The organism is Stenotrophomonas sp. LST15-1-1.1, assembly GCF_040815575.1.
Lineage (GTDB): Bacteria > Pseudomonadota > Gammaproteobacteria > Xanthomonadales > Xanthomonadaceae > Stenotrophomonas > Stenotrophomonas lactitubi_B.
The window spans coordinates 330946-355081 of record NZ_JBFPNJ010000029.1; the positions used below are offsets into that span (position 1 = coordinate 330946).

The 24136-nt window shown below is 67.3% G+C and carries 21 protein-coding genes, 1 other RNA gene and 1 pseudogene; 18 read left to right on the forward strand and 5 right to left on the reverse strand.

Annotated elements, in window-relative coordinates; genetic code table 11:
- Nucleotides 1–101: 101 nt before the first annotated feature.
- Nucleotides 102–470, reverse strand: coding sequence for a YraN family protein (locus tag MRBLST15_RS14090; RefSeq protein WP_367786347.1), 369 nt, complete (start codon nt 468–470; stop codon nt 102–104).
- The gene (locus tag MRBLST15_RS14095) at nt 460–2181 is read right to left on the reverse strand and encodes a penicillin-binding protein activator (RefSeq protein WP_367786349.1); all 1722 of its coding nucleotides are present in this window, start codon (nt 2179–2181) and stop codon (nt 460–462) included. The genes MRBLST15_RS14090 and MRBLST15_RS14095 overlap by 11 nt, the downstream gene beginning before the upstream one ends.
- Before the next feature lie 81 nt (nt 2182–2262).
- Between MRBLST15_RS14095 and rsmI the strand changes: the two genes are divergently transcribed.
- Nucleotides 2263–3081: a 16S rRNA (cytidine(1402)-2'-O)-methyltransferase gene (gene rsmI, locus MRBLST15_RS14100; protein WP_367786351.1), complete on the forward strand. Its 819-nt coding sequence runs from the start codon at nt 2263–2265 to the stop codon at nt 3079–3081.
- A gap of 208 nt (nt 3082–3289) precedes the next feature.
- Nucleotides 3290–3641, forward strand: an RNA gene (rnpB, locus tag MRBLST15_RS14105) — RNase P RNA component class A.
- A 102-nt stretch (nt 3642–3743) separates the two neighbouring features.
- Here the strand turns inward: rnpB and MRBLST15_RS14110 are convergent.
- Nucleotides 3744–4214, reverse strand: a complete 471-nt coding sequence (locus MRBLST15_RS14110) for a DM13 domain-containing protein (protein ID WP_265952801.1) — start codon at nt 4212–4214, stop codon at nt 3744–3746.
- 130 nt (nt 4215–4344) lie between these two features.
- On the reverse strand, nt 4345–5121 hold the full coding sequence (locus tag MRBLST15_RS14115; RefSeq protein ID WP_367786493.1) for an NRDE family protein: 777 nt from the start codon (nt 5119–5121) through the stop codon (nt 4345–4347).
- A gap of 324 nt (nt 5122–5445) precedes the next feature.
- Here MRBLST15_RS14115 and mraZ point away from each other — a divergent pair, with 324 nt between their 5' ends.
- The 15 genes and pseudogenes from mraZ to lpxC all read left to right on the forward strand — a co-directional run bounded on the left by mraZ (nt 5446) and on the right by lpxC (nt 22333).
- Nucleotides 5446–5892, forward strand: a complete 447-nt coding sequence (mraZ, locus tag MRBLST15_RS14120) for a division/cell wall cluster transcriptional repressor MraZ (RefSeq protein WP_025876601.1) — start codon at nt 5446–5448, stop codon at nt 5890–5892.
- Nucleotides 5893–5906: 14 nt separating this feature from the next.
- Nucleotides 5907–6890, forward strand: a complete 984-nt coding sequence (rsmH, locus tag MRBLST15_RS14125; RefSeq protein WP_312704794.1) for a 16S rRNA (cytosine(1402)-N(4))-methyltransferase RsmH — start codon at nt 5907–5909, stop codon at nt 6888–6890.
- A complete protein-coding gene (ftsL, locus tag MRBLST15_RS14130; RefSeq protein ID WP_025876599.1) occupies nt 6887–7150 on the forward strand; it encodes a cell division protein FtsL in 264 nt (87 codons plus the stop codon). Before rsmH ends, ftsL begins: the two co-directional genes overlap by 4 nt.
- Nucleotides 7147–8991, forward strand: coding sequence for a peptidoglycan D,D-transpeptidase FtsI family protein (locus MRBLST15_RS14135; protein ID WP_367786354.1), 1845 nt, complete (start codon nt 7147–7149; stop codon nt 8989–8991). Before ftsL ends, MRBLST15_RS14135 begins: the two co-directional genes overlap by 4 nt.
- Nucleotides 8988–10547: a UDP-N-acetylmuramoyl-L-alanyl-D-glutamate--2,6-diaminopimelate ligase gene (locus MRBLST15_RS14140; protein ID WP_367786356.1), complete on the forward strand. Its 1560-nt coding sequence runs from the start codon at nt 8988–8990 to the stop codon at nt 10545–10547. The genes MRBLST15_RS14135 and MRBLST15_RS14140 overlap by 4 nt, the downstream gene beginning before the upstream one ends.
- The gene (locus tag MRBLST15_RS14145; RefSeq protein ID WP_089238769.1) at nt 10544–11938 is read left to right on the forward strand and encodes a UDP-N-acetylmuramoyl-tripeptide--D-alanyl-D-alanine ligase; all 1395 of its coding nucleotides are present in this window, start codon (nt 10544–10546) and stop codon (nt 11936–11938) included. Before MRBLST15_RS14140 ends, MRBLST15_RS14145 begins: the two co-directional genes overlap by 4 nt.
- Entirely contained in the window at nt 11928–13013 is a 1086-nt protein-coding gene (gene mraY, locus MRBLST15_RS14150; protein WP_025876592.1) for a phospho-N-acetylmuramoyl-pentapeptide-transferase, read from the forward strand. The genes MRBLST15_RS14145 and mraY overlap by 11 nt, the downstream gene beginning before the upstream one ends.
- Nucleotides 13013–14332: a putative lipid II flippase FtsW gene (gene ftsW, locus MRBLST15_RS14155; RefSeq protein ID WP_367786358.1), complete on the forward strand. Its 1320-nt coding sequence runs from the start codon at nt 13013–13015 to the stop codon at nt 14330–14332. Before mraY ends, ftsW begins: the two co-directional genes overlap by 1 nt.
- On the forward strand, nt 14329–15417 hold the full coding sequence (gene murG, locus MRBLST15_RS14160; protein ID WP_367786360.1) for an undecaprenyldiphospho-muramoylpentapeptide beta-N-acetylglucosaminyltransferase: 1089 nt from the start codon (nt 14329–14331) through the stop codon (nt 15415–15417). Before ftsW ends, murG begins: the two co-directional genes overlap by 4 nt.
- Nucleotides 15418–15457: 40 nt before the next feature.
- On the forward strand, nt 15458–16894 hold the full coding sequence (gene murC, locus MRBLST15_RS14165; protein WP_312704797.1) for a UDP-N-acetylmuramate--L-alanine ligase: 1437 nt from the start codon (nt 15458–15460) through the stop codon (nt 16892–16894).
- Complete coding sequence (locus MRBLST15_RS14170) at nt 16891–17853, forward strand: D-alanine--D-alanine ligase (RefSeq protein WP_230110842.1); 963 nt, start codon at nt 16891–16893, stop codon at nt 17851–17853. Before murC ends, MRBLST15_RS14170 begins: the two co-directional genes overlap by 4 nt.
- Nucleotides 17850–18527 (forward strand): annotated as a pseudogene (locus MRBLST15_RS14175) (cell division protein FtsQ/DivIB); the annotation flags it as partial. The gene MRBLST15_RS14170 and the pseudogene MRBLST15_RS14175, both read left to right, overlap by 4 nt.
- A 68-nt stretch (nt 18528–18595) precedes the next feature.
- The gene (gene ftsA, locus MRBLST15_RS14180) at nt 18596–19831 is read left to right on the forward strand and encodes a cell division protein FtsA (protein WP_025876580.1); all 1236 of its coding nucleotides are present in this window, start codon (nt 18596–18598) and stop codon (nt 19829–19831) included.
- A 161-nt stretch (nt 19832–19992) separates the two neighbouring features.
- Complete coding sequence (gene ftsZ / locus MRBLST15_RS14185) at nt 19993–21228, forward strand: cell division protein FtsZ (protein WP_025876577.1); 1236 nt, start codon at nt 19993–19995, stop codon at nt 21226–21228.
- A 193-nt stretch (nt 21229–21421) separates the two neighbouring features.
- Nucleotides 21422–22333 (forward strand): UDP-3-O-acyl-N-acetylglucosamine deacetylase, encoded by a 912-nt coding sequence (lpxC, locus tag MRBLST15_RS14190; protein ID WP_089238783.1) that lies wholly within the window; start codon nt 21422–21424, stop codon nt 22331–22333.
- Between the two features lie 280 nt (nt 22334–22613).
- Here the strand turns inward: lpxC and MRBLST15_RS14195 are convergent, their stop codons facing one another.
- Nucleotides 22614–23063 (reverse strand): DUF721 domain-containing protein, encoded by a 450-nt coding sequence (locus tag MRBLST15_RS14195; protein ID WP_162292002.1) that lies wholly within the window; start codon nt 23061–23063, stop codon nt 22614–22616.
- Nucleotides 23064–23075: 12 nt separating this feature from the next.
- Here MRBLST15_RS14195 and MRBLST15_RS14200 point away from each other — a divergent pair, with 12 nt between their 5' ends.
- The gene (locus MRBLST15_RS14200) at nt 23076–24029 is read left to right on the forward strand and encodes a M23 family metallopeptidase (protein WP_236509083.1); all 954 of its coding nucleotides are present in this window, start codon (nt 23076–23078) and stop codon (nt 24027–24029) included.
- Nucleotides 24030–24136 lie beyond the last annotated feature (107 nt).

Sequence of the window (24136 nt, forward strand, 5' to 3'; positions counted from 1 at the left end):
CCCATGGTAGTGTCGGCCAGGCTGCGCTCTGGTAGGTGCCAACCTTGGTTGGCACAGAAGCGCCGACCAAGGTCGGCCTCTACCAAAGCGGACGGTACCCATCAGCAATCATCCAACCGGAACGCGTCGCGCAGCCACTTCAGCTGCGGCGGATCACCACTGGCTTCCACCACATCGAAACGGCAGGGCGCATCGGCCAGGGCAGGGTGGTCCTGCAGGTACAGCAGCGCGGCATGGGCCAAGCGCCTGCACTTGCGAACATCCACCGAGGCGGCGCCGCCACCGAAGTCCTGTCGTGCGCGGTAGCGCACTTCCACGAAGACCACGGTGCCGGCGTCATCCATCACCAGATCCAGTTCACCGCCGCGATAACGCACGTTGCGTGCGCGCGGCTGCAAGCCGGCCTGCTGCAGATGCTGCTCGGCGGCGGTTTCCACCGCCGAGCCACGTTGCAGGTGCTCAGCGACCACCGGCGATCGGCATCGGCCGGCCACCGCTGAAGGTCGACCATGCCGGCTGGCGCAGGATGTTGCCGTTGCTGTCCAGGTACAGCGTGCCGGTGGCGCCGTCCAGGCCGCCTTCGGTGGCCAGCTTGTCCAGGTAGGCACTGATCTTCCACGCATCGGCGCCGAAGGCGAACAGGCGGCTGGCCGCGCCGCGCGCGCTGGGCAGGGTCTGCGCAACCTGGGCAGCGGACGGCACGCCGGACACGCTGCGCACGTTCCAGGCTTCGTTCGGGTAGATGATGCCGTCCAGCGCCACGTCTTCTTCGACCTTGCCGCTGCCGGTGGTCAGCTGCGAGGTACCCACGCGGGTGGCACCACCGGCACCGGCCAGCGCCAGCTGCGGCGCCAGCAGGCGGGCCTGCGGTGCACGTACGGCCAGCAACACCGCATCGACCGCGCCGGCATTCCGAATCTGCGCGCTGACATCCCCCACCGTTTCGCTGACCGCGATGGTGGCGGCGACGCTGCCGCCGCGCTGGGCAAAGCGCTGTGCGAACGCTGCAGCGGCGCGGCGGCCGGTGTCGTCGCTGCTGTTGATCACCAGCGCCTTGCTGCGCTCGCGGCCACGCATGTATTCGGCGGCGACGATGCCGTCGTCTTCCGGCGCCAGCGAGAAACCGGCACTGCCGGCCGGCGGCGCATCCTTGCCGCGGTTCAGGCCCAGCACCGGTACCGGCAGCTGCTGGCGGCCATACACGGCATCCACCTCGTCGCGGCCGAGCGGGCCGACGACGAAGTCGGCACCGGATGCCACGGCCTTGTCATAGGCGGCCAACGCACCGGCCGGGGTACCGGCGGTGTCGAAGAAGTTGACCTCTGGACGACGGCGGGTTTCGCCGTAGTAGGCGCTGAGCAGGCCATCGCGCACCGGCTGCGCGGCGGTGGCCAAGCGGCCGCTGAGCGGCAGCAGCACGGCCAGCTTGGCCGGCGGGCGGTAGCCATCGCTCATGGCCGGCGGGCGCTTGCTGGTGTCGAACTGGGCGGCGCCATCGCGATCGAACGGGCGCGGCAGCGGCAGGCCGCGGGCGATCAGCGCGCGGCCTGCGAAGTTGTACAGCGGGTCATTGGCCGGCAATGCGGCGGCGCGGCCGCGCAGGGTGGCATCGTCGAGGGTGCCGAGCAGCCCGGAGATGGCCGCCTGGTTCTCGCTGCGCGCAGCGCCGGCCAGACCGGCATGCGCACGGGCGCGTTCGGTGGCGGCGCCGAACGCGTCGCCGGTGGCCTGCAGGGCATTGGCGCGGGCCAGGTACCAGCGCGTGCGCAGGCTGGGGTGCACGTTGTCGCCATGATCCTTCAGCAGGGCCAGCGCCTGCGCCGGCTGCTTGTCTGCCAGCGCCAGCTCGGCACTGGCCAGCTGGTAGCGCTCCAGGCTGGCACCGTTCACCTGGCGGGCGGTCACCTGGCCCAGCAGGCTGCGCGCGCGGGCGCTGTCGCCGGCCAGATGCCAGGCCCAGGCCGCATCGGCCAGGGCGTTGCTGCGGGCACCGCCGCGCAGGGTGGCGGCCAGCGCTTCCAGTTGCAGGGCGGCGTCGCGCGGCTTGCCTTGTTCGATCAGCGCCAGCGCCTGGCTCTGGGCCGGCGATTCGGGCGCGCTGACGAGGCTGGTGGTGGCACAACCGGCCAGCAGCATCAACGACAGCGACAGGGCAGAGATGCGTGCGGCGGGCTTGTTCATGATCGGGTCCATGCGATGAGGGCAGCGGCCTTGGCCAGGTACACGCTAGGATTCTACCCTTGCCCCGTGAGTACCGCTGAAATGAGTGTCCCAACCCTGTATGTCGTCGCCACGCCGATCGGCAACCTGGCCGATCTGAGCCCGCGCGCGCAGGAAGTGCTGCGCTCGGTGGCGGCCATCTGCGCCGAGGACACCCGCCGCAGCGGCCAGCTGCTGTCCCATTTCGGCATCCAGCAGCCGCTGGTGGCTTTGCACGAGCACAACGAAGAGGCCCTGGCCCAGCGCCTGGTGGCACGCCTGCAGGCCGGCGAGTCGCTGGCGCTGGTCAGCGATGCCGGCACCCCGCTGGTCAGCGATCCGGGCTTCCGCCTGGTGCGCGCGGCGCGCGCGGCCGGCATCAAGGTCAGCCCGATTCCCGGCGCCTGCGCCGCCATTGCCGCGCTGAGCGTGGCCGGCCTGCCCAGCGACCGCTTCACCTTCGAGGGCTTCCTGCCGGCCAAGGCCAGCGGCCGCCGCGATCGTCTGCAGGCGCTGGCCGGCGAAGTGCGCACGATGGTGTTCTACGAGTCCTCGCACCGCATTGCCGAATCCCTGGCCGACATGGCGGCGATCTTTGGCGGCGAACGCCCGGCCGTGCTGGCGCGCGAGCTGACCAAGCTGTTCGAGACCGTGCTGGATGGGGACCTGGCCGGATTGCTGGCGCAGGTGGAAGCGGACGACAACCAGCGCAAGGGCGAGTTCGTGGTGATGGTGCAGGGCGCTGGTGATGATGCCGAGGCGCAGCTGGCGCATGGCCGCCAGGTCTACGCCAAGCTGAGCGAGCACCTGCCGCCGTCGACCGCGGCCAAGCTGGCGGCCGAAATGACCGGTGCGCCGCGCAAGGCGTTGTACGGCAGTTGAGCGGCGTTGGGTGAATCGCAGCCACGCATGGCGTGGCTCTACTGCGGTGCGGGTGGATCCTCGCCATTGCGTGTGCACGGTAGATCCACGCCATAGGTGGATGAAGAGAGCCCGAGGCATAGTAGATCCACGCCATGCGTGGATGGATGAACCGCGCGCCGTAATCAACCCGGCAGGGCAGGTCCACGTGCGGTAGAATGCGCGCGGCGGAGTCGGCCAGACAGTCGCGTCATCCCTTCGGGGGTGCCGAGGAAAGTCCGGGCTCCATAGGGCAAGGTGCCAGGTAACGCCTGGGCGGCGCAAGCCGACGGAAAGTGCAACAGAAAGATACCGCCTACGTCTTCTTCGGAAGGCCGGTAAGGGTGAAATGGTGCGGTAAGAGCGCACCGCGAGTCTGGCAACAGACCGGTACGGCAAACCCCACCTGGAGCAAGACCAAATAGGGATCCATTGGCGCGGCCCGCGTTGGATCCGGGTAGGTTGCTTGAGCGTTGCGGCGACGTAACGCCTAGAGGAATGACTGTCCACGACAGAACCCGGCTTATCGGCCGGCTCCGCCCCTTCATTCCATCCACAGCCATCCACGCATGGCGTGGAACTACCGGCTTGGGATTTCGGGGGCAGAGCCCTTTCCTGCGGAAAGGGATCCGACCCCGTTGCGGTCAGCGGTACTGACCTGCGGAAATGAACTGCGAGAAGCGCTCGCACCACACCACCACGGTGGTGAACTCGTCCACATCCACATCGGCCGGCACATCCACCAGGAAGCGGTTGAAGGTCTTGACCTCGCCGATGCGCTGGGCCTTGTCCTTGATCTTCAGGAAGTCGGCCTTGTTGTCGACGAAGTCGCGGACCAGGTAGACCTTGTAGTCCGGGCCCGGGCCCATCTTGCCGTCGAAGGCGACCTGGCGGGCGCTGACGCTGACCTTGCCTTCGGCCCAATGCACCGCGTCACTGCCTTTGAGATCGCGACGGAAGGTGGTGCGGTAAGTAGCGTCGGCCATCGCGGTCTGCACCTGCTCGACCGGCGGATCGTCGGGGGCGATCAGGATGGGCAGGAAATACACGCCCAGGCCGAAGCCAAGGCCGAGGGTGAGTACGTGGGTGGCGACAAGAACGAGGATGCGGCGCATCGATGACTCCCTGTGGATCGAAAGCGCGCGGGGGACCGCGCCAGGTCATCGTGTTGCGGTGGTCGGGACATTTATAGAGACAGACGCGACAGAAAAAGGACACAGACGCGCTGGTCCAGCTCAGGCAAAGTCAAAAAGCGACGCTGCCATCACTGACGAACATGCCTTGCGGTCCAAAGCGGCGCTCGTGGATTTCACCGTGGCCGTTCGCGTCAATCAGCAGCACCGTGCTGGCGCGGGTGCCGTAGTCGTCGCCGCGGATGAAGGCGGGGCTGAGCCAGCGTTCGCGCTCCAGGCCGATGCCGGTATCGGGCAGGTCGCTGTCGGCCGGGCGGTGTTCGTCGGCCAGGGCGTTCCACAGTGGGGTCAGATCCCTTTCCCCTTGGGAAAGGGATCTGACCCCGTCCTGTTCCAGCCAAGCGGAAAGCGCGTCCATCAACCGTCGGGTCTTCGGCCAGGGCGCGTCGATGGCGCCATTGGACATGCCATGTACGCCGGGGCCAAGCGTCTGCCGCTCGGCCGGGTGGTTGCCCAGGTATTCCAGGCTGTTGTCATCGGCCAGCAGCAGGTTGAACGGGGCGTAGGCCGCGGAGATTCCGGCCAGACGTTCCATATGCGTACCCGCCGGATCGCGGCCGCGCAGGTAGTCGGCCACCAGTGCGCCACGTGACGGCCCGGTCTGGGCAGCCTGCGGATCGCGGACGTTGGTCACCACCGCCATCCGGCCGCCGGCACCGACGCCGGCCCAGCCGCCGCCGGAGCGCAGGTCGCGCCCGCCGATGACGGACGTCTCATCCTGCCAGGGGGCCAGGGCCGCGGTGGGGCGGGCGTGGAACTCATCACGGTTGCCGGCCATGACCAGCCGCCAGCGCGGGTGGTGCAACCAGCCAAGAGCAAGCAGGCACATGGGGCCATTGTGCCCGGTTTGCGCAGAGCGGCGCTGCTTTCGGGCCTTTGTGGATGAATGCGCAGGCCATGTTTCACGCGCTCTCCACACCCCTGAACTTCCGTTCAATCTCAAAAATTGAGACGGATCAGCAACTTGTGGATAAACCTTGAACAACTCTCTAAACATCGGCGCAAGCCATTGATGCGGCTGGCGATTTCCCTGCTGAAAAGTTGTTGACAACCCTTGGGCCGCTGCTAAGGTGGGCATCAGAGGGAAATCCGGGTGTTTTGTGGATTTTCGTGGTTCAATGTTTCACCGGGCGAAGGATAAGGTGCAGGCGTCGTGTTCCAGGGCGAGACGGCCATCACAGTTGACGACAAAGGACGCATGGCGGTTCCCACCGCTCACCGCGACCTGGTTGCGCGCGTCAGCAACAACCGTCTCGTATTGACCTACAACCCCTTCGAATCGGGCTGCCTGTGGCTGTATGCCGAGTCGGAATGGGAGCGGGTACGCGACGACGTCATGTCCAAACCCAACACACAGCGCGTCGTACGTCTGCTGCAGCAGAAGCTGGTCGGTTCAGCCGCCCACCTGGAGCTGGACGGCAACGGTCGCATCAGCATTCCCGCCAGCCACCGCGGTGCGGTGGGCATTGAGAAGAAGGCGGTATTGCTCGGTATGGGCGACAAATTCGAATTGTGGAGCGAGCAGGCGCATCGGGCCCTGATCCAGCAGACGTTGTCTGATGAGGATCTGGGTGATGGGTTGCTCGACCTGAAGTTGTGAGCCGGGGTGCCCGGATGCGCCCAGAAGCGCAGACCGGTCACCTTCCGGTGTCGCAGTCGCCGGCGGTGCATCTGCCGGTCCTGTACACCCAGGTCCTGGAAGGCCTGAGGGTGATCGAAAACGGACGTTATCTGGATGGCACGTTCGGTCGTGGCGGTCATGCACGTGGCGTGCTCACCCAGCTCGGTCCCGAGGGACGCCTGCTGGTCATGGACAAGGATCCGGAAGCCATTGCCGTTGCCGAGCGTGATTTCGCGCCGGACCCGCGCGTGTCGATCTTCCGCGGCAGCTTCGCCCAGCTGCTGCAGTGGAACGAGACCGCCGAAGGCCTGGACGGCGTGCTGTTCGACCTTGGCGTGTCCTCGCCGCAGCTGGATGTCGCCGAGCGTGGCTTCAGTTTCGGCAAGGACGGCCCGCTGGACATGCGCATGGATCCGGACAGTGGCGAAAGCGCTGCGCAGTGGATCAACCGCGTGGAAGAGCGCGAGCTGATGGACGTGCTGTGGACCTATGGCGAAGAGCGCCAGGGCCGACGCATCGCCAAGGCCATCGTGGCCCGCCGGGACAAGCAGCCGTTCTCGCGTACTGCAGAACTGGCCGAGTTGATTAGCTCGGTGATGCCGCGCAGCAAGTCGGGATCCGATAAAAGCCGGATCCACCCGGCTACGCGCAGCTTCCAGGCCATCCGCATCCACATCAACCGCGAACTGGCCGATCTGGAAGCCGGGCTCGATGCGGCGGTGGAGCGCCTGAAGCCCGGTGGCCGCTTGGCGGTGATCAGCTTCCACTCGCTGGAAGACCGCATCGTCAAGCAGTACATGAACCGCCTGGCCAAGGCACCGCCGGCCAACCGCCGGCTGCCCGAAGCGCAGGTGTTCGTGCCGACGCTGGACCTGATCGGTGGCGCCATCAAGGCCACCGACGAAGAACTGGCGATGAACCCGCGCGCCCGCAGCGCCGTGCTGCGCGTTGCCCAGAAGCGGGAGGCCGATGCATGAGCCGGCTGCTGCTGATCATCCTGTTGGCCTGCACCGTGGCCTCGGCGATCGGCGTCGTGTTCGTGCGTCACCGTCACCGGCAGACGTTCATCGAGTTGTCGCGCGCCGAGCGTGCGCGTGATGACCTGAACATCGAATTCGGCCGCCTGCAGCTGGAGCAGGCGACCCTGGCCGAAGCCAACCGGGTCGACAGCATCGCCCGCGAAAAGCTCGGCATGAAATTCCCCGAGGCCGCCGACGTGGTGGTGGTGCGCCCATGAGCAAGACCGGCCGCAACCGTCCCCGCAACGCCTTCAACCTGCGCCAGCGCCTGCGCTGGGTAGCCCTGGCACTCGGCCTGTGCTCGGTGTCGCTGGTCGGTCGTGCCGCCTACGTGCAGATCATCAACAGCGACTTCTACCAGCGCCAGGGTGAAGCGCGCTACCTGCGCGAACTGCCCATCAAGACCTCGCGCGGCATGATCACCGACCGCAACGGCGAGCCGCTGGCGGTGTCCACGCCGGTCGCCTCGATCTGGGTCAACCCGCAGGACCTGCTGCGTTCGCCCGAGCGCATCCCCGAGCTGGCGCAGGCCGTGGGCATGTCGGTGGACGAACTGAGCAGCCGCCTGTCGCAGAAGTCGGACAAGGAATTCATGTACCTGCGTCGCCGGATCAATCCGGACGAGGCAGAGCGCGTGGTCGCCCTGAAGATTCCGGGCGTGGCGGCACAGCGCGAGTTCCGCCGCTTCTACCCGCAGGGTGAAGCGATGGCGCACGTGCTGGGCTTCACCAACATCGATGACCGCGGCCAGGAAGGCCTGGAGCTGGCGTTCGACGAATGGCTGCGCGGCAAGCCCGGCGGCAAGCGGGTGATCCGCAACCGCAAGGGCGAGACCGTCGAAAGCGATCTGCTGCGTGCCGCCGAGCCGGGCAAGGACCTGACTCTCAGCATCGACCGCCGCATCCAGTACCTGGCCTTCAAGGAACTGCGCAACGCGCTGGTGGCCAACAAGGCGGCCGGCGGCTCGATGGTGATCATGGACGTGACCACCGGCGAGATCCTGGCCATGGTCAACCTGCCGACCTACAACCCGAATTCGCTCAACGGGGCGGTGCCGGACACGCGCCGCAACCGTGCGGTGACCGATCTGGTCGAGCCGGGTTCGACGATGAAGCCGCTGACCATCGCCACCGCGCTGCAGGCGGGTGCGGTGACCAAGGACACCGTCATCGACACCAACCCGGGCTACATGACCCTGGGGCGTTTCACCATCCGCGATGTGCCGCGCAACAACGGCGTGTTGAACGTCACCGGCGTGATCACCCGCAGCTCGAACGTGGGCGCGGCCAAGGTCGCCGCGAAGATGCCCGACCAGGTGTTCTACGACGGTGTGCGCCGCTTCGGCTACGGCTCGGTACCGCACAGCGGCTTCCCGGGCGAGTCGGGTGGCGTGGTGCTGCGTCCGGCCCGTTGGTCGGGCACCACCAAGACGACCATGTCCTACGGCTATGGCCTGAATGTCACGCCGCTGCAGATTGCTACGGCCTATTCGGCGCTGGCCAACGGCGGCAAGCTGATCGCGCCGACCTTCGTCAAGGGCCAGCGCAACGAGGCACATCAGATCATCGACGAGAACGTCGCCAAGCAGGTGGTGGCGATGATGGAAACGGTGGTCACCCAGGGCGGCGCCAAGCAGGCGGCGGTGCTGGGCTATCGCGTGGCCGGCAAGACCGGTACCGCGCGCAAGACCGGCCCCGGCGGTTACGAGCGTGGCCACTACAACGCGCTGTTCGCTGGCGTGGTGCCGGCCACCAATCCGCGGTTCGCCACCGTCATCGTCATCAACGACCCGCAGGGCGGCAAGTTCTTCGGCGGCCTGGTGTCGGCGCCGGTCTACCACAACGTGATGGAAGGCACCCTGCGCCTGATGGACGTGCCGCTGGACGACTTGCAGTCGTGGCTGGCTGCGCAGCAGTCCGGAAAGATCGGGCATTCGGCCTCGGTGCTGCCGGTGCCGCCGGCCGAAGCCGCGCTGCCGGTGGATGCCGCCGCTGAATTCGATGCCGCGCTGCCCAGCGCGCAATCCCATGTGCCGCCCGCTACGGGAGGCACGCAATGAGTCCTTCGATGTTGCTTTCGCAGTTGCTTCCGGACGTGGCCCTGGCGGGCCATGATCCCGTTCTGACCGGCCTGGTGCTGGACAGCCGTGCCGTGCGCCCCGGCAATGCCTTCGTCGCCATCGCCGGTTTCGGCGCGCATGGCCTGGGCTTTGTCGAGCAGGCGCGCGCAGCCGGTGCCGGCGCCATCCTGTTCGAAGCACCGGCGCCCGCCGAACTGCCTGCACCGGCCGATGCCATCGCCGTGCCGGACCTGCGTGCGCGCTTGGGTGCGATGGCCGACCAGTTCCATGGCGCGCCTTCGCGGGCGATGACCATGGTTGGCGTGACCGGTACCAACGGGAAGACCTCCACCGTGCAGCTGCTGGCCCAGGCCTGGCACCTGCTCGGTACGCCCAGTGGCAGTATCGGCACGTTGGGCGCCGGACTTTATGGCGCGGTCGAGCCGACCGGTTTCACCACCCCGCTGGTGCTGCAGATGCATGCGCTGCTGGCACAGCTGCGCGACGACGGCGCGCGTGCGGTGGCGATGGAAGTCAGCTCGCATGCGCTGGACCAGGGCCGCGTGGATGCCGTGCACTACGACGTGGCGGTGTTCACCAACCTCACCCGCGATCACCTCGATTACCACGGCGACATGGCCAGCTACGGCGCGGCCAAGGCGCGGTTGTTCCACCGCCCGGGCCTGAAGGCGGCGGTGATCAATATTGACGATGCGTTCGGTCGCCAGCTGTTTGCCGGCCTGCCGGCGGGCGTGCAGGCGATCGGCCTGAGCTCGCGCGGTGCCGACGGCGCCAGCGTGCGCGCCGAAGCGCTGCAGCTGGATGGCCGCGGCATCGGGTTCGAGCTGATCATCGACGGCCAGCGCGCTGCGGTGCAGTCGCCGCTGCTGGGCCGCTTCAACGTGGACAACCTGCTGGCCGTGGCCGGCAGCCTGCATGCGCTGGGGCATCCGCTGCCGCGCATTGCCGAGGTGCTGTCGGCGCTGCAGCCGATCCGTGGCCGCATGAACCGCCTCGGCGGCGAAGACGGCCTGCCGACCGTGGTGGTCGACTACGCACACACCCCCGACGCGCTGGAACAGGCACTGGACAGCCTGCACGGCCACCTGCAGGGCACGCTGTTCTGCGTGTTCGGCTGTGGCGGCGAGCGCGATACCGGCAAGCGTCCGCAGATGGCTGCGATTGCCGAACGCCTGGCCAACCAGGTCATCGTCACCGACGACAACCCGCGTGGCGAAGATGGCGACGTGATCGTGGCCGACATCCTGGCCGGCTTCGCTGATGCCTCGACCGTGACCGTGCAGCGCAACCGCGCGCGCGCGATCGGCCTGGCGGTGAAGCGCGCCGGTGCCGGCGACATCATCCTGATTGCCGGCAAGGGCCATGAGCCGTACCAGGAAGTGAATGGCGTGCGCCATGACTTCGACGACACCGAAGTGGCCGCCGCGGCATTGGCCGCCAAGGTCGGTGTGCTTTCGGCGACGCGCATGGATGCGCTAGTGGCCCGGCCGCAGGACGCGGAAGAGGGCCCGCAGGCCGGGGAGGGCGCGGCATGAAGCGCACCCTGCTTTCGCTGATCGCGCACTGGGCCGGTGGCGAGATCCACGGCGACGACGTAGCCATCGATGCCATCAGCAACGATACCCGCAGCCTTGGCCCGGGCAGCCTGTACGTAGCGCTGCGTGGCGAACGCTTCGACGGCCATGACTTCGCCGCTGACGCGCAGGCACGTGGCGCCAGCGCGCTGCTGGTCGAGCGCCTGCTGCCGCTGGACCTGCCGCAGGTGCTGGTGGCCGACAGCGAGCGCGCGCTGGCGAAGATCGCCGCCGGCATGCAGCGCGACCGTGCCACCGAACTGTTCGCCATCACCGGCAGCAACGGCAAGACCAGCGTGAAGAGCCTGCTGCTGGCGATCCTGCAGCAGGTGGCCCAGCACGCGCAAAAGGTCGTCTACGCCAACCCGGGCAACCGCAACAACGAGATCGGCCTGCCGCTGGCAGTGATCGACGCACCGGAAGATGCCGACTACGCCGTCTACGAGATGGGCGCCGGCAAGCCGGGCGACATCGCCTACCTGACCGACATCGCGCGCCCGCGCTATGCCCTGGTCAACAACATCGCCCCGGCGCACCTGGAGCGGATGGGCAGCCTGCTCGGCGTGGCCGTGACCAAGGGCGCGATCTACGCCGCACTGCCGGCCGATGGCGTGGCCGTGATCAATGTCGACGACGCCTACGGGCGCTGGTTCGAACAGCATTTCATCGGTACCCCGGCACGTTGCCGGGTGCTGCGCTATGGCCTGGAACACACCGCCGACGTCACCGCGCGCGACATCCGCGCCGGTGCGCAGGGCAGCCGCTTCACCCTGGTCACGCCGATGGGCGAGGCGGGCGTGGTGCTGGGTCTGCCGGGCCGCCACAACATCAGCAATGCACTGGCCGCCGCCAGCCTGGCGCTTGCCGCCGGCATCGAACTGTCGCTGGTTGCCACAGGCCTGGCCGAAGCGCAGCCGGTGCCGGGCCGCCAGATTGCCCATCAGCTGCACAACGGGGCGGTGCTGGTGGACGACAGCTACAACGCCAACCCCGGTTCGCTGGCCGCCGCCATCGACGCACTGGCCGCCGCACCGGAAGAGGGCTGGCTGGTGCTGGGCGACATGCGCGAGCTGGGCCCCGATGCCGAGGCACTGCATGCACAGGCGGGTCTCCGCGCGCGTGCTGCCGGCCTCAAGCGCCTGTATGCATTGGGTCCGCTCAGTGCCGCCGCTGCCGCCGCGTTTGGCGAGGGCGGACGTCATTTCACCACCCATGACGCGCTGTCGCAGGCGCTGAAGGACGAGCTGCACGCCGGCGTGCGCTGCCTGGTCAAGGGTTCCCGTGGCAGCGCCATGGACACGATTGTCAAAGCGCTGCTGGCGCAAGGAGAGGAATCCCCGCATGTTGTATGAACTGGCTCGATGGTTGCAGCAGTTGGAGAGCCTGTTCGGGCTGTTCAACTACCAGACGTTCCGCGCCATCCTTGCCGCGTTGACGGCGCTGTTCCTGTCGCTGTGGCTCGGCCCGGCGATGATCCGCAAGCTTGCCCAGTTCAAGGGCGGCCAGCCGATCCGGACCGATGGTCCGCAGACCCATTTCTCCAAGGCCGGTACGCCGACCATGGGCGGTTCGCTGATCCTGCTCACCGTCACCCTGTCGGTGCTGATGTGGGCCGACCTGCGCAACCGCTACGTGTGGCTGGTGCTGGCGGTGATGCTGTGCTTCGGCGCCATCGGCTGGTACGACGACTGGATCAAGATCGTCCGTCGCGACCCGAACGGCCTGAAGTCACGCTGGAAGTACCTGCTGCAGTCGATCTTCGGCCTGGCTGCGGGCATCTTCCTGTTCCAGACCGCCGACGTGCCGGCGGCGCTGACCTTCTACATCCCGATGTTCAAGTCGGTGGCGCTGCCGCTGGCCGGCATCGGCTTCGTGGCCATCGCCTATTTCTGGATTGTCGGCTTCTCCAACGCGGTCAACCTGACCGACGGCCTGGATGGGCTGGCGATCATGCCGACCGTGCTGGTGGCCTGCGCGCTGGGCGTGTTCGCCTATGCCTCGGGCAACGCCGTGTTCGCCAACTACCTGCAGATCCCGCAGATTCCGGGCGCTGGTGAGCTGGTCATCATCTGCGCGGCAATCGCTGGCGCAGGGCTGGGCTTCCTCTGGTTCAACACCTATCCGGCCATGGTGTTCATGGGCGATATCGGCGCGCTGTCGCTGGGCGCGGTGCTGGGCACCATCGCGGTGATCACGCGCCAGGAACTGGTGCTGGTGATCATGGGCGGCGTGTTCGTCATCGAAACGCTGTCGGTGATGATCCAGGTCGCCTCGTTCAAGCTGACCGGCAAGCGCGTGTTCCGCATGGCGCCGATCCATCACCACTTCGAGCTGAAGGGCTGGCCGGAGCCGCGCGTGATCGTGCGCTTCTGGATCATCTCCGTCGTGCTGGTGCTGATCGGCCTGGCCACGTTGAAGGTACGCTGATGAATGACCTGTCGCACCAGGCAACACGCCTTGAGGCCATCGGTGGCAGCTACGACAAGTGGCTGCTCGGCGCGATGATCGCGCTCACCGGGCTGGGCGTGGTGATGGTCGCGTCCAGTTCGATCGCGTTGATGAGCAGCCCGTTCTACTACCTCAACCGCCACCTGATCTTCCTGGCGGTCGGCATCGTGCTGGCCATCATCGCCGCGCGCACCGAGCTGAAGACCATCGAGCAGTACAACCAGATGCTGCTGCTGGGCTGCTTCGCGCTGCTGGTGGTGGTGTTCATTCCCGGCCTGGGCAGCAGCGTCAACGGCGCCCGCCGCTGGATCAACCTGGGTATCTCCAAGTTCCAGACGGTCGAAGCGGTGAAGGTGCTCTACATCGTCTGGCTGTCCAGCTACCTGGTGCGCTTCCGCGACGAGGTCAACGCCACCTGGCCGGCGATGCTCAAGCCGCTGGGCGTGGCCGGTGCGCTGGTGGTGCTGCTGCTGCTGCAGCCCGACTTCGGTTCGTCCACCCTGCTGCTGGCGATCACTGCCGGCATGCTGGTGCTGGGCGGCGTGAACATGCCGCGCATGTCGATGCCGGTGGTGATCGGCCTGGTGGGCATGAGCGCGCTGGCGATCATCGAGCCGTACCGCATGCGCCGCATCACCTCCTTCCTCGACCCGTGGGCCGACCAGCAGGGCGACGGCTACCAGCTGTCCAACGCGCTGATGGCGGTGGGCCGCGGCGAGTGGACCGGCGTCGGCCTGGGCAATTCGGTGCAGAAGCTGTACTACCTGCCCGAGGCACATACCGATTTCATCTTCTCGGTCACTGCCGAGGAATTCGGCTTCCTCGGCACCTGCACGATCGTGGCCCTGTATGCGCTGCTGGTCGGCCGTACGTTCTGGCTCGGCATGCGCTGCGTGGAAATGAAGCGCCACTTCTCCGGCTACATCGCCTTCGGCATCGGCCTGTGGATCAGCATGCAGACCTTCGTTTCGATCGGCGTGAACCTGGGCATCCTGCCGACCAAGGGCCTGACCCTGCCGCTGATTTCGTCGGGCGGTTCGTCGGTGCTGATGACCTGCGTGGCGATGGGTCTGCTGCTGCGCGTGTCGTATGAGCTGAAGCGTGCCGAGCGCCGCCAGGCCGTGCGCATGGGCGCCGCCGACGACGTTGCTGGCCCGGCTCCGGCCGAGGCGCCAGCCGCACCGGTGGCGAAGAAGGTGCCGATGGCCGCCGAACCGGCCGCTGCGGAGCCGGCCGCCGTGCGCGGCACCAGCCGCCTGCAGTCGCGCGTCGAACCTACCTTCGGGAGGCTCGGATGAGCGCGGCCCAGAACAGCGCCCGGCCGGTGATGATCCTGGCCGGTGGTACCGGCGGGCATATCTTCCCGGGCCTGGCCGTGGCCCGCGTGCTGCGCGCCCGTGGCGTGCCGGTCACCTGGATGGGTGCTGATGGCGCCATGGAAACCCGCCTGGTTCCGCAGCACGGCATCCACATCGATACGCTGGCCATCACTGGTCTGCGTGGCAAGGGCAAGCTGGCGCTGCTGGCCGCACCGTGGCGCCTGATGCGCGCGCTGCGTGCGGCCGGCCTGATCATCCGTGATCGCCAGCCGCGTGCGGTGGTCGCCTTCGGTGGCTTCGCCTCCGGCCCCGGTGGCATGGCCGCGCGTCTGCACGGCCTGCCGTTGATCGTGCACGAACAGAATCGCGCGCCGGGCCTGACCAACCGCATCCTGTCGCGCTACACGCGCCGCCTGCTGACTGGTTTCCCGGGCACTTTTGCTGCACGCGAGGAATTCGTGGGCAATCCGGTGCGCGCCGAAATCGCCGCCGTCGCGCCACCGGAACAGCGGCTGGCCGATCGCAGTGGTCCGCTGCGCCTGCTGGTGCTCGGCGGCAGCCAGGGTGCTCGCGCGCTCAACAGTGGCGTGCCGCAGGCACTGGCCGCGCTCGGTGCGCAGGTGCCGGTGGTGGTGCGTCACCAGAGTGGCGAGAAGCTGCATGCCGAAGCGGTCGAGGCCTATGCCAAGGCCGGCGTGCAGGGCGACGTGACGCCGTTCATCGCCGACATGGCCGAAGCCTTCGCCTGGGCCGACCTGGTGGTGTGCCGTTCCGGCGCATCCACGCTGGCTGAACTCTGTGCGGTCGGCATCGGTAGTGTGCTGGTGCCATTCCCCGCTGCCGTCGACGATCACCAGACCCGCAATGCGGAGTATCTGGTCGAGCGCGACGCGGCCGTATTGCTGAAGCAGGACGAAACGCTGGCAGACGGCATTGCCGCGCTGCTGCGTGATCTGTCCGAAAATCCCGCCCGCCGCATGCAGATGGCGCAAGCCGCGCGTGCCCTGGCCAAGGTCGATGCCGCCGAGCGCATCGCCGATATCATTCTCGAGGAAGCTGTATGAAGAAGGCACGCTCCAGCGCCTGCCCTGCGCGAGGCCGCGCATGATCCGCCGCCTGCATGACACCAACGATCTGGTGCGCGCGTTCCCGCGCGTGCATTTCGTCGGCATCGGTGGCACCGGCATGAGCGGCATCGCCGAAGTGATGCTGACGCTTGGCTATGAAGTGTCCGGCTCGGACAACGCCGACAATGCTGCCACCCGGCGCCTGGCCGGCCTGGGCGCGCGCATCATGCGCGGCCATTCGGCTGCCAACGTGCTGGGTACGGACTGCGTGGTGGTCTCCAGCGCGATCCGCGAAGACAACCCGGAGCTGATGGAAGCACGCAGCCAGCGCATTCCGATCATGCCGCGCGCGGCGATGCTGGCCGAACTGATGCGCTTCCGCCGCGGCATCGCCGTGGCCGGTACCCATGGCAAGACCACCACCACCAGCCTGACCGCTGCGGTGCTGAGCGAAGGCGGGCTGGACCCGACCTTCGTGATCGGTGGCCAGCTGCTGGCAGCCGGTGCCAACGCCAAGCTCGGCGGTGGCCAGTGGCTGGTGGCCGAGGCCGATGAGAGCGACGGCAGCTTCCTGCGCCTGAATCCGTTGATGTCGATCATCACCAACATCGATTCCGACCATCTGGAGAACTACGGCAACGACTTCGCCCGCGTGCAGGCGGCGTTCGCCGAGTTCCTGCAGCGCCTGCCGTTCTACGGCCTGGCAGTGCTGTGCATCGACGACCCGGAAGTGGCCGCACTGGCCGCCAAGACCCCGCGCCACGTGATGAGCTACGGCATGAGCCCGCAGGCCGACGTGCGCGCCGAGAGCGTGGTGCAGGAGGGTTCGCGCATGCGCTTCACCCTGCGCCTGCCGCAGGGCACCAGCCAGGAAGTGGTGCTGGCGCTGCCGGGCAAGCACAACGTGCTCAATGCGCTGGCCGCTGCGGCGGTGGGCTGGCAGCTGGGCGTGTCTCCGGACACGATCGCGCGTGCGCTGGCCAGCTTCGCGGGCGTCGGTCGCCGCTTCAACGATCTGGGCGAAGTGACCACCGCCACGGGTGCCAAGGTCCGCATCATCGACGACTACGGTCACCATCCGAGCGAGCTGGAAGCGGTGTTCGCCGCTGCCCGTGGCGGCTGGGCCGACAAGCGCCTGGTGGTGGCCTTCCAGCCGCACCGCTACAGCCGTACCCGCGATCAGTTCGACAAGTTCGCCGCGGTGCTGTCGAGCGTTGATGCGCTGGTGCTGAGCGAGGTCTACCCGGCCGGTGAAGAGCCGATCGCCGGCGCCGATTCGCATGCGCTGGCCCGCGCCATCCGTGCGCGTGGCCGCAGCGAGCCGGTGGTGGTCGGCAAGGCGTCCGAACTCGCCACCGTGCTGCCCGACGTGCTGCAGGACGGTGATCTGCTGCTGATGATGGGTGCCGGCGACATCGGCGCCGTCGCAAGCCACATTGCCGTGGAAGGCTTCAAGGCGGAGGGCGAGGCGTGAGCACGCTGACCTTCCCGCCGCTGCGCAGCACCGACCCGGCCGTGTTCGGCCGCGTTGCCGTGCTGCTCGGTGGCAGTTCCAGCGAACGTGAGGTGTCGCTGGATTCGGGCCGCAACGTACTCGAAGCGCTGCAGTCGCGCGGCGTCGATGCGGTCGCCATCGACGGCATTCCGGCGCTGGCCAAGGCGCTGGCGGCCGGCGGCATCGATCGCGTGTTCAACATCCTGCACGGCCACAACGGTGGTGGTGAGGACGGCATCGTGCAGGGCCTGATGGACGCGTTCGGCGTGCCCTACACCGGCTCCAACGTGCTGGGCTCGGCCTTGAGCATGGACAAGATCCGCACCAAGCAGGTGTGGCTGTCGCTGGGCCTGCCGACCCCGCAGTACCGGAAGGTCGATGCGTCCACCGTGCATGCGCTGGCGGCCGAACTCGGCCTGCCGGTGGTGGTCAAGCCGGCCAACGAAGGCTCCAGCGTGGGCATCAGCCGGGTCACCGACGACGCCGGCCTGGACGAAGCGGTGGCCTTGGCCGCGCGCTACGACGGCCAGCTGCTGATGGAGCAGATGGTGGTCGGTGATGAACTGACCGTGGCCATCCTGGGCGATGTCGCGCTGCCGTCGATCCGCATCGTGCCCAAGGGCCAGTGGTACGACTACAACGCCAAGTACATCGCCGAAGACACCCAGTACCTGTGCCCGGGCCTGGATGGCGATGACGAAGAGGAGATCCGCCGCATCGCGCTGGCGGCCTTCCGCGCCGCAGGCTGCCGTGGCTGGGGTCGCGTGGATGTGATGCGTGACCGCGCCAGCGGCCGCTTCTTCCTACTGGAAGTGAACACCGCGCCGGGCATGACCAGCCATTCGCTGGTGCCCAAGGCGGCCGGGCAGGCTGGCATCAGCTTCGAGGAACTGGTGTGGCGCGTGCTGGAACAGACCCTGGAGGCATCGCACGCATGAACGCGGTGCTGCGCATCTTCGTCTGGCTGTTGGCACTGTCGGTGGTTGCACTGCCGGTGGTGGCCGTGGTCAATGGCTGGGTCGGCGCCGAGCGCTGGCCGCTGGCGAAGCTGCGCGTGCACGGTGAGTTCAAGCGGGTGCCGCCGGAACAGCTGCAGCAGGTGCTGCTGCCGTATGCACATGCCGGTTTCTTCGCGGTCAAGCTGCAGGACGCGCAGGACGCACTGGAAAAACTGCCGTGGGTGGAAAGCGCGCAGGTGCGCAAGCAGTGGCCGGACGTGCTGGAAGTGACGCTGGTCGAGCACAAGCCGTTCGCACGCTGGGGCGAAGGCCGCCTGCTGTCCGAGCAGGGCAAGCTGTTCCCCACGCCGAAGAAGCTGGCCGACCTGCAGCTGCCCGAGCTGGATGGCCCGGACAGCCAGACCGAGGAAGTGGTCAAGCTCTACAACGATTCGCGCGCGCTGTTCGCGCCGGCTGGCGTCGATGTGCGCCGGCTGACCATGGACGCGCGCGGCAGCTGGTCGCTGTTGCTGAGCAACGGCACTGAAGTGGTGGTCGGCCGCGACGACGCACGTTCGCGCCTGCAGCGCTTCGTGCGCGTGCTGCCGCAGCTGGCCAACCAGGCCGCGCCGATCGAGCGCGCCGACCTCCGATATACCAATGGTTTCACGCTGAGCTGGGGCACTCCGGCCGCCCCCGCCAATGCACCGGGCACCCCGGCACGAAGGACGCAGGAAAGAACATGAATCGCAAGGGTGACAAATCGCTGATCGTCGGCCTGGATATCGGCACCTCCAAGGTGGTGGCGCTGGTGGGCGAGTATTCGCCGGGCAATCCGATCGAAGTGATCGGCATCGGTTCCCATGAGTCGCGCGGCCTCAAGCGCGGCGTGGTGGTGGACATCGAATCGACCGTGCAGTCGATCCAGCGTGCGGTTGAAGAAGCCGAGCTGATGGCCGGCTGCGAGATCCGCTCGGTGTATGCCTCCATCTCCGGCAACCACGTGCAGTGCAAGAACTCGCCCGGCATCGTGCCGATCCGCGACGGCGAAGTGACCTGGGGCGACCTGGATCGCGTGCTTGATGCGGCCAAGGCCGTGGCGATCCCGGCCGACCAGAAGATCCTGCATGCGATCCCGCGCGAGTACGTGCTGGATGATTCGCAGGAAGGCATCCGCAACCCCGTCGGCATGACCGGCGTGCGCCTGGAGGTGCATGCGCACCTGGTGGTGTGCGCGCAGTCGGCCGCCGCCAACATCAGCAAGTGCGTGCAGCGCTGTGGCCTGCAGGTGGATGACCTGGTGCTGTCCTCGCTGGCCTCCAGCGTGGCGGTGCTGACCGCCGACGAGCGCGAGCTGGGCGTGGTGCTGGTCGACATGGGCGCCGGCACCACCGACATCGCGGTGTTCGTGCAGGGCGCGATCTGCCACACCGCCTCGCTGCCGATCGCCGGCGACCACGTGACCAACGACATCGCGCACATGCTGCGCACGCCGACCCCGGAAGCCGAGCAGATCAAGGTGCGCTATGCGTGTGCCCTGGCTCAGCTGGCCACCGCCGAGGAGAGCATCCAGGTGCCGTCGGTGGGTGATCGTCCGCCGCGCCGCATGCCGCGCCACGCGCTGGCGCAGGCCGTGCAGGGCCGCTACGAAGAAATCTTCGAAATGGTGCAGGCCGAACTGCGCCGCTCCGGCTTCGAGGAACTGGTGCGCGCCGGCATGGTGCTGACCGGTGGTGCCTCGAAGATGGAAGGCGTGGTCGAACTGGCCGAGGAAATGCTGCAGATGCCGGTGCGCGTGGGCATCCCGCAGCACGTCACCGGGCTGGGCGAAGTGGTGGGCAACCCGGTGCACGCCACCGGCGTGGGCCTGCTGCTGATGGGCAGCCAGATCGAGCATCCGCGCCGGCCGTCGCTGCCGACTGGTCGCGCTGGAAGCATGTTCAAGAAACTCAAGACCTGGTTCCGCGGCGAATTCTGACGCGGAGCCTGCACCACCCGGGCTCGCCCGGTTGCAACACCGGCAACACGACGCAACACCGGCAACACATAACCCACACAGCCGCAACGACGGCATGCAGCACGAAGGCAGGACGCCCGAACGCCCATGCAATCGAAAGCGGATACAACGAGGACACGGACATGGCGCATTTTGAACTGATCGAAAAGATGGCACCCAATGCGGTGATCAAGGTTGTTGGCGTGGGCGGCGGCGGCGGCAATGCCGTGGCGCACATGGTCAACTCGGCGGTGGATGGCGTGGAATTCATCACCGCCAACACCGACTCGCAGGCCATCAAGAATTGTGGTGCCAAGCTGCAGCTGCAGCTGGGTACCAATGTCACCAAGGGCCTGGGTGCAGGCGCGAATCCGGAAGTCGGCCGCCAGGCTGCGCTGGAAGACCGTGAGCGCATCATGGACGCGCTGCAGGGCGCGGACATGGTGTTCATCACCGCGGGCATGGGCGGTGGCACCGGTACCGGCGCTGCGCCGGTGGTGGCACAGCTGGCCAAGGAAATGGGCATCCTGACCGTGGCCGTGGTCACCAAGCCGTTCCCGTTCGAAGGCCGTCGCCGCATGCAGGTCGCGCTGAAGGGCATCGAAGAACTGAGCCAGCACTGCGACTCGCTGATCACCATCCCTAACGAGAAGCTGATCACCGTGCTGGGTCGCAACGCGACCATGATCCAGGCCTTCCGTGCCGCCAACGACGTGCTGCAGGGCGCCGTGCAGGGCATCGCCGACCTGATCGTGCGTCCGGGCCTGATCAACGTCGACTTCGCCGACGTGCGCACCGTCATGTCCGAAATGGGCCTGGCGATGATGGGTACCGGTACCGCCCGCGGCGATGACCGCGCGCAGGCCGCAGCCGAGTCGGCCATCCAGAACCCGCTGCTGGACGATGTGAACCTGGCCGGTGCCAACGGCATCCTGGTCAACATCACCGCCGGTGCCGACTTCACCATGGCCGAGTTCGACGAGATCGGCCGCACCATCGACGGCTTCGCTTCGGAAGACGCGACTGTGGTGGTGGGTACCGTGCTCGATCCGGACATGCAGGACGAAGTGCGCGTGACCGTGGTCGCCACGGGCCTGAACCGCGTCTCGGCCAGCAAGACCCAGCGTCCGGGCGAGCGTGCACCGATCAAGCTGGTCCGCAACGCCACCACCGGCCAGCCGGAGTTCGGCGAGTTCGACAACGGCGGTGATGCGGTGTCCAAGGCTGTCGGCGGCATGGGCCTGGGCCTGCGTCGGGCCAGCAGCGACAGCGTGGCGGCTTCCACCCCGTCGGCTCCGGCATCCTCGGCCCCGGCCGCGGCGGAACTGCCGAACGATTACCTGGACATCCCGGCGTTCCTGCGCCGCCAGGCGGACTGATCGACGCTGCCCGGGGCTTGTCCCCCCCGGGTTGCGCCACCATGTCCTGAAAACGCGGGCGCCGGGCCAGGATGGGCCCGGCCGCCCTGCTTCACGCGCGTCCTACCGGCGCGCCGGTGTGTCCTGCCGGCGTTTCAGCCGGGGTAGGGGACCCTGCGTGTTAATCTACTGTGTCACTTCCGGTCGTCCCCCCATGATCCAGCAACGCACCCTCAAGAACACGATCCGCGCCACCGGCGTAGGCCTGCACAGCGGTGACAAGGTCTACATGACCCTGCGTCCGGCGCCGGTCAACCATGGCATCGTGTTCCGGCGCGTGGACCTGGACCCGGTGGTGGAAGTACCTGCGAAGGCCGAGCTGGTCACCGAAGTGACCCTGTGCACCGGCCTGACCTGCAACGACGCCAAGATCCAGACCGTCGAACACCTGATGTCGGCCCTGGCCGGCCTGGGTGTGGACAACATCATCGTCGAACTGTCCTCGGCCGAGCTGCCGATCATGGACGGTTCGTCCGGCCCGTTCGTGTTCCTGCTGCAGTCGGCAGGCATCGTGGAACAGGATGCGCCCAAGCGCTTCATCCGCGTGCTGAAGACCGTGGAAGTGACCGAGGGCGACAAGGTGGCCCGCTTCACCCCCTACGAGGGTTACAAGCTGGGCTTCACCATCCAGTTCGACCACCCGATGATCCCGGCCAAGCAGTCGCGCCAGGAAATCGAGTTCTCGACGATGGCCTACACCAAGGAAATTTCCCGCGCGCGCACCTTCGGCTTCATGCGCGATCTGGAATACATGCGCGAGCGCAATCTCGGCCTCGGCGGTTCGATGGACAACGCCATCGTGCTCGATGAGTTCCGCGTGCTCAACGAAGACGGCCTGCGCTACGCCGACGAATTCGTGCGCCACAAGATCCTCGATGCGATCGGCGACCTCTATCTGGCCGGCGGCCAGGTGCTGGGTGCGTACGAGGGCTTCAAGTCCGGCCACGCGCTCAACAACAAGCTGGTGCGGGCGCTGATGGCCGATGCCACCGCCTGGGAATGGGTCACCTACGACTCGCCGGCGGTGCCGGACCCGGTGGTGTACGCCACGCCGGCCTATGCCTGATTACACAAGTCATTGAATTTGGATGAAAAAACGCCGCCTTCCAGGGCGGCGTTTGCGTTTCCGACGTTCCTTGAGGCCCTGGCGCAGTGGGTGACGCGACGGCCGGGCCGGGGTCACGGTTTTGTGAACCTGTTGGATCCGAAGCCTGAATTTAACGTTGTTTTAACAACAATCTAACGACTGCCCCACCGGGGCCAGCTAGGATGCGACCCGGCCCCCGAAATGTTTCACGCTGCGGTGACACGCGCGACGGGGAGTGGAGCAGGACGCTCCGCTGCTTTCAGGTTTCCCGCTTCGGTTTCGAAGGAAGGTCCTGCAGAGCTGCCAAGGCGTCGCGTAGCCCTTTGTGCGTGGCGGCTGAAACTGCGTGGGGTCCATTCCGGTTGTCGAGCGCTGGGGAGCGCGTGGGAGTGGGAGACGCAGTCTTGACGGTCACCTTGGTGGCCTTCAGCCCGATGGACCGGGCCGCGTCGAGCAACTGGGCTTCGGCAAGCCGCAACTTGGCATGCCAGACCGGGGACTCGACGAGAAAAACGAGGTGTTCCCCGTCCACATTGGCCAGCCGGCAACGGCTGCGCAGAGGTGGCGGCAACTGGGGGCGCAACTGACGGTCCAGCGCGTCGAGCCATAGGGCACGCCGCAGCGGGTTCCCGCTTTTGTCCGCCATCACTACATCCAGGGCCGGTTTCGGTCTGGATGCGGGACGAACGCTGGATTTCGGCTCAGACATGAAAACTCACTGATGGCATTCAAAAAGATCGTAATCAAAACGCGTGAAGGACAGGCCAAATCGGCGCTCACGCGTTTGCGGTTCTACTTCGAGGACCGCCCCCGAGCCCTGCTGGGCAGCGTGCTCGGCGCAGGTTGCATTATCGGCCTTGCCGGCGGCATTGGCGCCAGTGCGCTCAATGATTCGCGCCTGCAGGCCAAGGTCGAACGCCAGGAGGCCGAGCTGGCCAAGGTCCAGCGCGATGCGCAGACCCAGGTCAACGCGCTGGCCGCCCGCCTCGGCGAGCTGCAGGCGCAGGCCACCCGCCTGAACGCCCTGGGCGAGCGGCTGACCCAGATGGGCAAGCTGGAAGACGGCGAATTCGACTTCAACGAGACCCCCGGCCTCGGTGACGGCGATGCCGGCGGCCCGACCGCCGACATCCCGGTGAAGGACGTCAACGCCGACTTACAGGTGCTGGAGCAGCGCTTCGCTGCTTCAGGCCGCCAGTTGTCGGTGATGGAATCGCTGATGTTCGACCACCAGCTGCAGCAGAACGCCGTGCCCTCGCGCATGCCGATCCGCAACAGCTACGTCACTTCCGGCTTCGGTACCCGCGCTGACCCGTTCGGTCGCGGTGCCGCCACCCACAAGGGCATGGACTTCCATGCCCGCGTCGGTGACCCGGTGATGGCCGTGGCCGATGGCGTGGTCAGCTTCTCCGGGGTCAAGGGCGGTTACGGCAACGTGGTCGACGTCGATCACGGCAATGGCTACGTCACCCGCTACGCGCACAATTCGCGCCTGGTGGTGAAGGTCGGCGACCTCGTCCGCGCTGGCCAGGAAGTGGCCAAGGCCGGTTCCACCGGTCGTTCGACCGGCGCCCACGTGCACTTCGAGGTGTGGGAGAACGGCAACGTGGTCAACCCGCGCAAGTTCCTCGGCGATGGCGGCAATACCCCGGTCGGCCGCATCACCCGCGGTTGATTCCAACGCCGGGCGTGGCCCGGCGCTACCGGCACGCCGTCGGATGCCGGCGGTAGCGCGGGGCCATGCCCCGCGAGCGCGAAGCGCGGCCGCCAGGACCCCGGTCC

Bases quoted from the DNA above. Each gene is read 5' to 3' on its own strand.
- MRBLST15_RS14095 (WP_367786349.1), bottom strand. From the start codon at position 2,181: ATGAACAAGCCCGCCGCACGCATCTCTGCCCTGTCGCTGTCGTTGATG.
- rsmI (WP_367786351.1), top strand. From the start codon at position 2,263: ATGAGTGTCCCAACCCTGTATGTCGTCGCCACGCCGATCGGCAACCTG.
- MRBLST15_RS14110 (WP_265952801.1), bottom strand. From the start codon at position 4,214: ATGCGCCGCATCCTCGTTCTTGTCGCCACCCACGTACTCACCCTCGGC.
- MRBLST15_RS14115 (WP_367786493.1), bottom strand. From the start codon at position 5,121: ATGTGCCTGCTTGCTCTTGGCTGGTTGCACCACCCGCGCTGGCGGCTG.
- rsmH (WP_312704794.1), top strand. From the start codon at position 5,907: ATGCGCCCAGAAGCGCAGACCGGTCACCTTCCGGTGTCGCAGTCGCCG.
- ftsL (WP_025876599.1), top strand. From the start codon at position 6,887: ATGAGCCGGCTGCTGCTGATCATCCTGTTGGCCTGCACCGTGGCCTCG.
- MRBLST15_RS14135 (WP_367786354.1), top strand. From the start codon at position 7,147: ATGAGCAAGACCGGCCGCAACCGTCCCCGCAACGCCTTCAACCTGCGC.
- MRBLST15_RS14140 (WP_367786356.1), top strand. From the start codon at position 8,988: ATGAGTCCTTCGATGTTGCTTTCGCAGTTGCTTCCGGACGTGGCCCTG.
- MRBLST15_RS14145 (WP_089238769.1), top strand. From the start codon at position 10,544: ATGAAGCGCACCCTGCTTTCGCTGATCGCGCACTGGGCCGGTGGCGAG.
- mraY (WP_025876592.1), top strand. From the start codon at position 11,928: ATGTTGTATGAACTGGCTCGATGGTTGCAGCAGTTGGAGAGCCTGTTC.
- ftsW (WP_367786358.1), top strand. From the start codon at position 13,013: ATGAATGACCTGTCGCACCAGGCAACACGCCTTGAGGCCATCGGTGGC.
- murG (WP_367786360.1), top strand. From the start codon at position 14,329: ATGAGCGCGGCCCAGAACAGCGCCCGGCCGGTGATGATCCTGGCCGGT.
- murC (WP_312704797.1), top strand. From the start codon at position 15,458: ATGATCCGCCGCCTGCATGACACCAACGATCTGGTGCGCGCGTTCCCG.
- ftsA (WP_025876580.1), top strand. From the start codon at position 18,596: ATGAATCGCAAGGGTGACAAATCGCTGATCGTCGGCCTGGATATCGGC.
- ftsZ (WP_025876577.1), top strand. From the start codon at position 19,993: ATGGCGCATTTTGAACTGATCGAAAAGATGGCACCCAATGCGGTGATC.
- lpxC (WP_089238783.1), top strand. From the start codon at position 21,422: ATGATCCAGCAACGCACCCTCAAGAACACGATCCGCGCCACCGGCGTA.
- MRBLST15_RS14195 (WP_162292002.1), bottom strand. From the start codon at position 23,063: ATGTCTGAGCCGAAATCCAGCGTTCGTCCCGCATCCAGACCGAAACCG.
- MRBLST15_RS14200 (WP_236509083.1), top strand. From the start codon at position 23,076: ATGGCATTCAAAAAGATCGTAATCAAAACGCGTGAAGGACAGGCCAAA.